A 10765-nucleotide genomic window follows, 5' to 3' on the forward strand; every position below is an offset into this window, starting at 1 on the left:
CGCCGCAGCGCCGACCACCACGTATCCCCCGGCGGGCCGGGAGGCGTCGCGGTCATACCCGGCGGCCGGTGTGGGCGGTCTGCCCATGATGGTAGCTGCACCATAAGGGTTTGTGGCCCCTATCGCCGCCGCCGGCCCCCGGATGGATGGGCGGGGTGCCCGGGTGAGGATCAGTTGCCGGTGTTTTCCAGGCCGATTTCCGCGGCAATGGCCCCGGCCGCGGCGAGCAGGGCGTCGTTTTCCCGCGGCAGGCCGATGGTGGTGCGCAGCCACCCGTCCACCCCGACATCCCTGATCAGCACATCCCGGTCAAGGAAACGCTTCCAGATGTCGGCGTTATCGGCGAAGGGGCCGAAAAACAGGAAATTCGCCTGGCTGGGGGCCACCGTGTAGCCCATGGCCAAAAGGGCCTCGCGCACCCGCTCGCGTTCAGCGGCCAGTGTCGCGACCGTGGCCAGGGTGTCGCCGCTGTGGCGCAGCGCAGCCAGGGCCGCGGCCTGCGACAGCGCCGACAGATGGTAGGGCAGCCGCACCAGCATCACGGCTTCCACAAACGCGGGGGCGGCGACGAAATAGCCCAGCCGCCCGCCGGCGTAGTCGAAGGCTTTGCTCATCGTCCGGGAGACCACCAGTTTCGCCGGATACTGCTCGATCAGCGCCACCGCCGATTCGGTGGAGGCGAATTCCTGGTAGGCCTCGTCGACAATGACAATGCCCGGCGCGGCATCCAGGATGGCGGTCAGGGTGTCCCGGTCGGTGACGCAGCCGGTGGGGTTGTTCGGGGTGGTGACAAACACCACCGCCGGCTGGTGGTCGTTGATGGCGGCGACAGCTGTCGCCGGATTGATGCGGAAGCCGTCTTTGTGATCGCGCGGGCAGGTGACGAACTCGGTGTCGGTGCCGGCAGACAAAATCGGGTGCATCGAATAGCTGGGGGTGAACCCGAGGGCTTTTCTGCCCGGCCCGGCGAAGGCCTGCAGCAGCTGCTGCAGCACCTCGTTGGACCCGTTGGCGGCCCACAGATTCGCCGCGGTAACCCCCACCCCGGTCTGGGCCGTGATGTAGTCGGCCAACGCCCGGCGCAGCTCCACGCAGTCGCGCTCCGGGTAGCGGTTGAGGTCGGTGGCCAGTTCGGTCACCGACTCAGCCAGGTCAGCCACCAGCGCCGGTGAGGGCGGGTAGGGGTTTTCGTTGGTGTTGAGCTGGTTGGTCACATGCAGCTGCGGGGCGCCGTAGGGCGCCGATCCGACCAGGCTGTCTTTCAGCGGCAGCTGATCGAGCCGGGTACGGCTGGCAAGGGCGTCACTGCGGGATGGTTGAGTCATGGCGGTAAAAGTCAGTGGGGTTTTCTGTGTTGCGTGCCGGGTGTGCACCACCCGGCGGGAGTGTGTGGTTGTCGTGGGCAACGGTGGATGCCACCGGATGGTCAGTCGCTGGTGCGCAGCTGCTCGAAGCGGGCTTTGATGGCTTCCCCGTGGGCGGGAAGGGCTTCCGCATCGGCCAGGGCGATCACCGTCGGGGCGATGTCTTTGAGCGCCGTCTCGTCGTAGTCGATGAGATTGACGGCCTTGAGGAAGGTGTGGGTGCTCAGCCCCGAGCAGTAGCGGGCCGACCCGGAGGTCGGCAGCACATGGTTCGACCCGGCCGAATAGTCACCCAGCGGAACCGGGGAGAACGCACCGACGAAAATCGCCCCGGCGTTGCTGATTTTCTCGGCCGTGGCCCGCGGGTCGGCGGTATGGATTTCCAGGTGCTCGGCCGCGTAGGCGTCGGCGACGGTGACGCCCATCTCCATGTCGTCGACCAGCACAATGCCGGACTGCTTTCCGGTCAAGGCCTGGTGGACCCGGTCGTGGTTGAGGGTCACCGAGTAGCGCCGCGCCACTTCCCGGTCGACTTCCTCGGCCAGGCTCACAGAGTCGGTGATCAACACGGAGGCGGCCATCACATCGTGTTCGGCCTGGCTGATCAGGTCGTAGGCCACCTGCACCGGGTCGGCGGTGCCGTCGGCCAGGATGGCGATCTCGGTGGGGCCGGCTTCCGCGTCGATGCCGACGACCGCCCGGCACAGCCGTTTGGCGGCGGTGACGAAAATATTGCCCGGCCCGGTGATCATGTCCACCGGTTCAAGGTGTTCGTCGCAGTCTTCATCCCCGTAGGCCAAAAGAGCGATCGCCTGCCCACCGCCGGTGGCCCACACCTCTGTCACCCCGAGCAGTTTGCAGGCCGCCAGAATCGTCGGGTGCGGCCAGCCGCCGAAATCCTTCTGCGGCGGGGACGCCACCACCAGGGAGTCCACCCCCGCTTCCTGGGCGGGCACCACATTCATCACCACCGACGACGGGTAGACCGCCTGCCCGCCGGGCACGTACAGGCCCACCCGGGCGACGGGAATGAATTTTTCGGTCACCCGCGCACCGGTGGCAAGCTCGGTGGTCTTCCCGGACGGTTTTTGCGCCGCATGCACCCGGCGCACCCGGTCGATGGATTCCACCAGCGCGGCAGTGACCGCCGGATCCAGCTCGTCGAGCGCCTGATCGATGACGGCCTGCGGCACCCGGACACTGTCCGGGGTGACACCGTCGAATTTCTGGCCGTACTCGCAGGCCGCCTGTTTGCCGCGGGCGCGGACATCCTCGACCAGGGGGCGGACGGTGTCCATGACCGAGTCGACATCGGTGCCGCCGCGCGGCAGCGCACGGCGCAGGAAACTCACGGTCGGGGTGGTGGAACGAAGATCAGTGATACGGAGCATGGTCATGGTGGTGGAAAGTCAGCTGCCTTGGGTTTCGGCCCGCCCCACAGAAGGCAAAGCGGGTGGTGTCAGGGGAAAATCTGGAAAACGTGGCCGCGTGCCGGAAAAAATTCTCGATACCACGGGATATGCCACGAAAAAAATCCGGCGGCCGTCGACACCAGCGCCAACGCCCGCCCGGGCAGGGTTGTCCCACCGGTTACTGTACCCGGCTGGCCCTGACGGGGCGGCGGGTGGCCAACGCCCGCCCGGCACAGCCGGTCATCCACCCGGGGTGGCGTGGACCGTGGTACGGCCGACGGCCCGGCAGCCGGCGGGTGCGCAATAATGGGGCACACCACCCCAGCCGACCGGTGATTCACCGGCCGGTGCACCCGCGGTGGTGTTTGTTGCCCACCCCGTGTCCCCGCCGACCGGCAGTCCGGTGCGGTTGGCAAATGTCTTCCTGTCCCCCACCCGTAACCAGGAGTGTGCCCCCGATGGGCGATAGCATGCTGCACCAGGCCAGCCCCCAGCTTCTTCTGGCGGCCGCGCAGCGGGTGGGATTCGGTGGTCTTGACGGCGGCACCCATGTGGTGTTTCCGGCGCCCTGGCATGTCATGGTCGCTTTCGTCGAGCAGTCGATCACCCCGACTGCCGTGGTGGCCGGCAGGCTCAGGGTCACTGTCGACCACAGCCGGGCGGCGGAAATGCACCTGTTCGCCAGCCAGTGGAATGCCCGGCGGATCACCCCGACACTGGTTGTCACCTTCGACGACACCGGGGTGGGGTTGTCGATGCGCTCGACACTGCCGGTCGGCTGCGGCATCAGCACCGCACAGGCGGATGATTTCATGCACACCGCCCTGGTGACCGCGGATGCCGCTGTCACCGATGCGGCCGGCTTTTTCCCCGAGATCGCCTCTCCCCCGGAGCAGTCCGCCCGCATCAAAAACGACACGGCGCTGCTGGGGGAGAAACCACCGTCCATCGCCGGAATCGCCACCGGCGGCCACCCGCCGCCGGTGGGGGGCCGGGACACCAATCCGGGCGGCCTCCCGCACCCGGTGGATCTGCCGCGGATCGGTGCCGCGCTGTCCCGGCGGCAGATCAGCTGGACTGTTTCCGGCGGCACCGGCCGGGAGCTGATCATGTACCGGCTGAAAGCTTTGTCGGCCGCCGTCTACCTGGACCGGGGGCCGGTGGTGGTGTTCGCCACCTCCTGGCGTCTCGGCGGGGATCCGAACCGGGATTTCCTGCGGGTGGCCATGTGCTGCAACACGGTCAACGAGCACCGTTTGTCCACCCGCACCAGTGTCAGGGCGGGACGCTCACATCTGGGTGTGGGCATGGAATACATGGTGCCCGCGGCCGCGGGACTGACCGACGGGCAGCTGGACATGTCCCTTGAGGCGGCGAATCTGGCGCTTGTGTCCGCCACCGGACGACTCCGCCACGAGCTGACCGGCCGGTGACACCATCCCCTGCCGGACAGGGCCGCGGGGCCGGCACCCCGCGGTCAGCCGGATCCGCGGCCGGGCCCCTCGGGTGCCGTGCGGTGGTCCGGATTGTGCGCCAACGCCCCCGCGGATCCGGCGGGAAGCGGGTGTCCTGTCTCTTTGTTCCCGGAGCCGGTGGTGGTGGCGGCAGCAGTGGCCTGTGCCCCGGCCGGGGTGTCGCCGAGGGCTGCCCGGACCCGTTTCGAATCACCGGCCACCAGGGCCAGCGACCAGTAGAAGGCGGCGGCCAGCGCCGGTACCAGAAACCACGATCCCAGCCCCAGACTGAAGGGGGCGACGACGTGTGCGTGAATGCCCTCCGGGGGGCCGGTGGCCGGAATCGGGTGGAGTTTCTCGGCGGTCCACCAGGCCAGTTCGGCGGTGACCACTTCGGAGGCGAAACCGAAAAACGCCGCCCATCCCAGTATCACGGGACGGATCCGGGTGTGGTTCCACACGGTGGCCACCGCGCACATGGCGACCACCAGCGAGGCGATGGTGACCATGGCGACCGCGGTAAACCCCGGCGAGGACACCCCGTCGCCGACAATGGCCAGCCCTCCGTCGGCACCGGTGACAGTCAGGGTGGGCCGCACCCACCCGATCACTGTCCCGGCGGCGGCACTGATCGCCAGGGTGGCGACCAGCACAGTGGCCACCGCCAGGTTGTCGCGCCGGTATCCGGCGGGCTGGGGTTGATTGTTCACGGCCATAAACCTAACAAACCGGTCCGCGGCGCCGGGTGGGCAAAGCCACCGCACACGGCCCGCCGTCCGGTTGGGCTAACGCCTGTCCAGATAGGACGAATCAACTGTGCCGTGCCGGGAGCAGTAGGCCTCCCAGCCGTCGGGGCGGATCTGCACCACCATACGGCGCCCGCACAGCTGGCAGAAACGCGGTGCTTCCAGCCCGGCCCGGGCCGACGGCGACAGGGTGATTGTCTCCCCGTCGCTGATCCGCTGGCCCGTATTCGGGTGGTACACCGGATCCGCACCGGTCACCATGGCCAAAAGCAGCTCATCGGAGGTAGTTTTCTTCCGCATCCAGACTCGATCCGAGTTTTGTTGTTGTGTGGTGGGCTGGGACACCGGGATAACGGCGACGGCCGCAGGTGCCGTGCTAGACGGTGGTGTTGAGTGCTTTGATCGGAAGCCGCAGCTTGCCGACCATATCCATATCCTGCTCCTGGGGACGGCCCAGGGTGGTGAGGTAGTTACCCACGATAATCGCGTTGATGCCGCCGAGCAGACCTTCTTCTGTTCCGATGTCACCGAGGGTCAGTTCCCGGCCGCCGGCGAAACGCAAAATGGTGCGCGGCAGCGCCAGGCGGAAAGCCCCGATGCAGCGCAGCGCATCTTTGGTGTCCATGACCTCCATGTCGGCGAACGGGGTGCCCGGCCGCGGATCCAGGAAGTTCATCGGAACCTCATGCGGATCAAGTTCCGCCAGTTCGGAGGCGAATTCGGCGCGCTGCTCGAGGGTTTCGCCCATCCCGAGGATCCCGCCGCAGCACACTTCCATGCCCGCGTCCTTGACCATTTTCAACGTATCCCGGCGGGTCTCCCAGCTGTGGGTGGTCACCACATTCGGGAAATAGGAGCGGGCGGTTTCCAGGTTGTGGTTGTAGCGGTGCACCCCGGCTTTCGCCAGCCGGTCAACCTGCTCCCGGGTCAAAATACCGACAGAGGCCGCGACATTGATGTCGACCTCCGACTGGATGGTGTTGACCGCGTCAATCAACTGGTCCATCAGCCGCTCGTCGGGGCCTTTGACCGCGGCGACGATGCAGAATTCGGTGGCGCCGGTTTTCGCGGTCTGCTTGGCGGCATCCACCAGGGCGGGAATATCCAGCCAGGCATTGCGCACCGGGGACTGGAACAGCCCCGACTGGGAGCAGAAGTGGCAGTCTTCCGGGCAGCCGCCGGTTTTCAGGGAGATGATGCCTTCCATCTCCACTTCGTCGCCGCACCATTTCAGCCGCACTTCGTGCGCCAGGGCCAGCAGATCTTTGATCCGCTCATCGGGAAGGCGGAGAACCTCCATGATTTCGTCTTTGCCCAGCCCCTGCCCCTTATCCAGGACAGTGGCGCGGGCGCGCTGGAGAATGTCGTTTTCCGCTTCAGCTGTCGTCGTGGTCCCGGTTGTCGCCTGGGTCATGGATTCTCCTCGGTTGGTGTCAAAAGCCGCGGCCCCGGCCGCGTGGGGGTGCACCACCCCCGCCACGGCCCAACAGGTGCGGGCTGTTGTTTTCCCCACAGCTTAGCGGCACAGTTGAACATCGTTCAAACAATGCTTTACCCCCACTTTCTCGGGCGGGCGGCCACGCGGGAGATGACAACGGTCTTTTGGTGGCGCACCCCACCCGGTCTGGGGTGCTCCCCCTCTCCCCCGCCATCCCCCGGGGACGGGCGGGCGGGAAGAAAAAACAGGCGGTGTTTCGCCCTGTGCCACACAGCAGCACACAGACAAGGCCGGGTGTTTTTTTAAAAAAACACCCGGCCTGTGTGTGAGTCAGGTACTAGCCGTCGAGGGTGCACACCTTCCACTGGCCGTCTTCGAGGACGAAGCCCTGCGGGGTGGACTGCGGCTGGGCGCCGGGCAGGTTGATCGACAGGTGCACGGTGCCGGATGCTTTCTTGCCGGACTCGTCGACCTTCAGATCAGTGATGTCCACCTGGGGGGAGGGAATCTGCTGGCCGGTCTGCTGCAGCACGGTCAGCATCTGCCTGCGGTAGTCGACCACCTGGCCGGTGTCGGGGGCGCTGCGGTCTTTTTTGCAGAAAAACTGCAGGATATCCAGGTTCGGATCCAGGGAGTTGACGTTTCGCTCCAGCTCCATCAGCTGCTGCTTGACCTCGTCATCGGCGGGTTTGCCTTCGGTGACGGTCGGGATTTCGGTTTTGAGCCTGTCCAGTTCCTCCTGCAGGGCCTGGGCCTGCGCGGAGGCTTCCGCGTCGGCGGACGGGGTGGCCGGATCCTCCTCCGGGGCGGCTGGGGCGCTGGTTTCCTCCGCTGCCTGGCTTGTCTGTTCCGCTTTCACGGAGGTGGTGGCTGTGGTGGTGTCCGTGGTCGACGACGTGGTGGTCGATGTCGCCGTGGCGGTGGTGGTCTGATCGGCGGCATCCCCGTCGTCGCTGCCGCAGGCGGCCAACCCCAGCGGCAGACAAAGACCTGCCGCCAGCAGTGCCGTGGTCCGGGCGGTGAATATGCGCATGGGGTGTAACTCCTGGTTGTCGTCTGATGGGTGATGCTGTACCGGCACAGCCGCACAACGGCACCACCGGAGCATGCCCGGCAGCACCATCGGCGGGCCGACAGCATCGTGTTCCGGCGATTCTAGTGCTTTTCGGTCCTTCCCCGCCCGCGGGGGCGGAACCTGCCCGCCCCGGGCGGTTTCCCACTCCCCGGCCAGGTGTCGTACCGGCGGGAAAAACACCCCGGCCCGTGGTTTTCCCGCCCTTTGCGCCCGCCCCGGCCCACCCGTTGCCCGCCGCAGCGGCTTTATCCACGCTAGGGTGGAGATTTGTGCAGTTGACCCGCAACACCATCACCGACACCGCCGTGGACATTCTCGACACCTACGGGCTGGCGGATATGACCATGCGCCGGCTGGCCAAACAGCTTGGTGTGGCCCCCGGGGCACTGTACTGGCATTTTCCTTCCAAACAGGCACTGATCCTGGCGGTGGCCCAGGCGGTGCTGGCACCGGTGCTGGACTGTGCCGGGATTGGTGCAGACCAGCCGGGGCCACCACCAGCCGGTGACGGTTGCGGCCCCACCGCTTCCGCGGGAGTCGAGCAGTTGGCGCACGTGCTGCGCCGGGAGCTTCTCAGCCACCGCGACGGCGCGGAGCTGGTGTTGGCCGGGATGGCTGATCCGGCGCTGCGCGACAGTTTGCGGCGGGCTTTCGCCCTGGCTGTGGGGCGCTCTGTTCCCTCGGCCGCCGATCCGGATACCGGCGGCGCCACGCTGGTGCATTTTTTCCTCGGCGCCATCAGCCACGAACAGGCCCAGATCCAGTTGGCGCAGGCCACCGGCAGTCCGGAGGAAACCATCGACGATATCCGCCGCACAGCGTCCCGCCGCTTCGCCGACGGCACCGCGATTATTCTTGCGGGCCTGTCGGCCACGGCAATGTGATTGATCACACCCTAACCGCTAAGGTGACTACCCATGACTACCAAACCCGTTGACGTTCCCCAAGTGTGGCCGGGCGATGCATATCCGCTCGGCTCGACCTATGACGGGGCCGGCACCAATTTCGCCATTTTCTCTGATGTGGCCGAAAAAGTTGAGCTCTGCCTGATCGACGAGAACAACAACGAAACCCGCATCAACCTCGAAGAGGTCGATGCGCACACCTGGCACTGCTACATTCCCGGGATCACTCCCGGCCAGCGCTACGGCTACCGTGTCTACGGCCCCTACGACCCGGACCGCGGCCACCGCTGCGACCCGAACAAGCTCCTGGTCGACCCGTACGCGAAGGCCTTCGACGGCGAGTTCGACGGGCACCCGTCGCTGTTTTCCTACGACATCAACAATCCCGGCGACCGCTCCGCCCGCAACACCGAAAACTCGCTGGGCCACACCATGACGTCCGTGGTCATCAACCCGTTTTTCGACTGGGCCAATGACCGCGCGCCGAAAATCCCCTACGACAAGACGGTGATCTACGAAGCGCACGTCAAGGGCATGACGATGACGCATCCGGAAATCCCGGAAAAACTCCGCGGCACTTATGCGGGCCTTGCCCACCCGGTGATCATCGACTACCTGAAAGATCTGGGCGTCACCGCCATCGAGTTGATGCCGGTGCACCAGTTCCTGCAGGATGACCGCCTGCGCGAGCTGGGTCTGCGCAACTACTGGGGCTACAACACCTTCGGTTTCCTCGCCCCCCACCACGACTACGCGTCCTCGGACAAGCCCGGCGGCGGGGTCAGCGAATTCAAGGGCATGGTGCGCACCTTCCACGAAGCCGGCATCGAAGTCATTTTGGATGTGGTCTACAACCACACCGCCGAAGGCAACCACAACGGCCCGACGATCGCGTTCCGCGGTATCGACAATGCCGCCTACTACCGCCTGGTGGCCGGTGATGAGCGCCACTACATGGATTACACCGGCTGCGGCAACAGCCTGAATGTGCGCCACCCGCACACCCTGCAGCTGATCATGGATTCGCTGCGCTACTGGGTCTCGGAGATGCACGTCGACGGTTTTCGTTTCGATTTGGCCTCCACCCTGGCCCGCGAACTCCACGATGTTGACCGGCTCAGTGCCTTCTTCGACCTGGTGCAGCAGGATCCGGTTGTCAGCCAGGTGAAATTGATCGCCGAGCCGTGGGATATCGGCGAGGGCGGCTACCAGGTCGGTAATTTCCCGCCGATCTGGACGGAATGGAACGGCAAATACCGCGACACCGTGCGTGATTTCTGGCGCGGTGAACCGGCCACCCTGGGCGAGTTCGCCTCCCGGTTGACCGGCTCGTCGGATCTGTACGCCGCCAACGGCCGCCGCCCCACCGCCTCGATCAACTTCGTCACCGCCCACGACGGTTTCACCCTCAACGACCTGGTCTCCTACAACGAGAAACACAATGAGGCCAACGGTGAGGACAACCGGGACGGTGAATCGCACAACCGGTCGTGGAACTGCGGTGAGGAAGGCCCCACCGATGATCCCAAGATCGCGCAGCTGCGGGCCCAGCAGCGCCGCAACTTCCTGACCACGCTGCTGCTTTCCCAGGGCACCCCGATGATCGCCCACGGCGACGAGATGGCCCGCACCCAGCACGGCAACAACAACGTCTACTGCCAGGATTCGGAAATCTCCTGGATCGACTGGGACCAGGAGGAGGAAAACTCCACCCTGATCAACTTCACCAAACGGCTGCTGCGCATCCGCGCCAACCACCCGGTGTTCCGCCGCAGGCGCTTTTTCGCCGGCGGCCCGCTGGGCGAGGACGACGTCAAACGCGACATCGCCTGGCTGGTGCCCTCCGGCAAGTTGATGACCCAGTCCGACTGGGATTTCACCTTCGGTAAATCGTTGATGGTGTACCTGAACGGTAATGCGATCACCGAATGCGACGAGCGCGGGCAGCGGGTCACCGATGATTCCTTCATCATGTGTTTCAACGCCCACTGGGATTCGATCAATTTCACTCTCCCGGACAAGCGTTTCGGCCGCCGCTGGCGACTGATCGTCGACACCACGGAAGAAACCGGCTACCCGCTGACCGAGGAAATCATCGAAGACGGCGGCCACATCGAGGTCCCCGGCCGGGCGACAATGATCCTCAAGCAGCTGGACCCGCCGATCACCGACGACGAGTCCGCCGCCGCCGAACCGGAGGGCACACAGCATTCCACCGCGGTCGATGCCCCCGACGAGGTCCCCGAAAGCGACGACGACACCCCGGCCGATGACACGGTCTATGACGTCTACGACCCGGAGACGAAAAAGGAATACGAGTAACACACCTGTTTCCCCACGGCGGGCACGCACCACCCCCGCCCGCCGTGGC

9 protein-coding genes are annotated in these 10765 nt (G+C 65.8%); 3 read left to right on the forward strand and 6 right to left on the reverse strand.

Annotation, left to right across the window (positions count from 1 at the left end; all coding sequences use genetic code 11):
* Nucleotides 1-170: 170 nt before the first annotated feature.
* Both JZY06_RS03075 and hisD read right to left on the reverse strand, forming a co-directional pair.
* Nucleotides 171-1325: a histidinol-phosphate transaminase gene (locus JZY06_RS03075; protein ID WP_207118356.1), complete on the reverse strand. Its 1155-nt coding sequence runs from the start codon at nt 1323-1325 to the stop codon at nt 171-173.
* Between the two features lie 101 nt (nt 1326-1426).
* The gene (hisD, locus tag JZY06_RS03080; RefSeq protein WP_207118357.1) at nt 1427-2755 is read right to left on the reverse strand and encodes a histidinol dehydrogenase; all 1329 of its coding nucleotides are present in this window, start codon (nt 2753-2755) and stop codon (nt 1427-1429) included.
* A gap of 479 nt (nt 2756-3234) precedes the next feature.
* On the opposite strand from hisD, the gene JZY06_RS03085 reads away from it, so the two are divergent.
* Nucleotides 3235-4209 (forward strand): YbjN domain-containing protein, encoded by a 975-nt coding sequence (locus tag JZY06_RS03085; protein ID WP_207118358.1) that lies wholly within the window; start codon nt 3235-3237, stop codon nt 4207-4209.
* A gap of 44 nt (nt 4210-4253) precedes the next feature.
* Here JZY06_RS03085 and JZY06_RS03090 read toward each other — a convergent pair whose 3' ends face one another.
* The 4 genes from JZY06_RS03090 to JZY06_RS03105 all read right to left on the reverse strand — a co-directional run bounded on the left by JZY06_RS03090 (nt 4254) and on the right by JZY06_RS03105 (nt 7447).
* On the reverse strand, nt 4254-4940 hold the full coding sequence (locus JZY06_RS03090; RefSeq protein ID WP_207118359.1) for a hypothetical protein: 687 nt from the start codon (nt 4938-4940) through the stop codon (nt 4254-4256).
* 75 nt (nt 4941-5015) lie between these two features.
* A complete protein-coding gene (gene bsaP / locus JZY06_RS03095) occupies nt 5016-5276 on the reverse strand; it encodes a biotin synthase auxiliary protein BsaP (RefSeq protein ID WP_207118360.1) in 261 nt (86 codons plus the stop codon).
* A gap of 76 nt (nt 5277-5352) precedes the next feature.
* Complete coding sequence (gene bioB / locus JZY06_RS03100; protein ID WP_207118361.1) at nt 5353-6390, reverse strand: biotin synthase BioB; 1038 nt, start codon at nt 6388-6390, stop codon at nt 5353-5355.
* A 361-nt stretch (nt 6391-6751) separates the two neighbouring features.
* A complete protein-coding gene (locus JZY06_RS03105; protein WP_207118362.1) occupies nt 6752-7447 on the reverse strand; it encodes a hypothetical protein in 696 nt (231 codons plus the stop codon).
* Between the two features lie 311 nt (nt 7448-7758).
* Between JZY06_RS03105 and JZY06_RS03110 the strand changes: the two genes are divergently transcribed.
* Both JZY06_RS03110 and glgX read left to right on the forward strand, forming a co-directional pair.
* Complete coding sequence (locus tag JZY06_RS03110; protein WP_207118363.1) at nt 7759-8373, forward strand: TetR/AcrR family transcriptional regulator; 615 nt, start codon at nt 7759-7761, stop codon at nt 8371-8373.
* Between the two features lie 33 nt (nt 8374-8406).
* Nucleotides 8407-10716: a glycogen debranching protein GlgX gene (gene glgX / locus JZY06_RS03115; RefSeq protein WP_207118364.1), complete on the forward strand. Its 2310-nt coding sequence runs from the start codon at nt 8407-8409 to the stop codon at nt 10714-10716.
* The last annotated feature ends 49 nt before the right edge of the window (nt 10717-10765 follow it).

It is taken from the genome of Corynebacterium mendelii (genome assembly GCF_017307055.1).
In the GTDB taxonomy this organism is placed as follows: Bacteria; Actinomycetota; Actinomycetes; order Mycobacteriales; family Mycobacteriaceae; genus Corynebacterium; species Corynebacterium mendelii.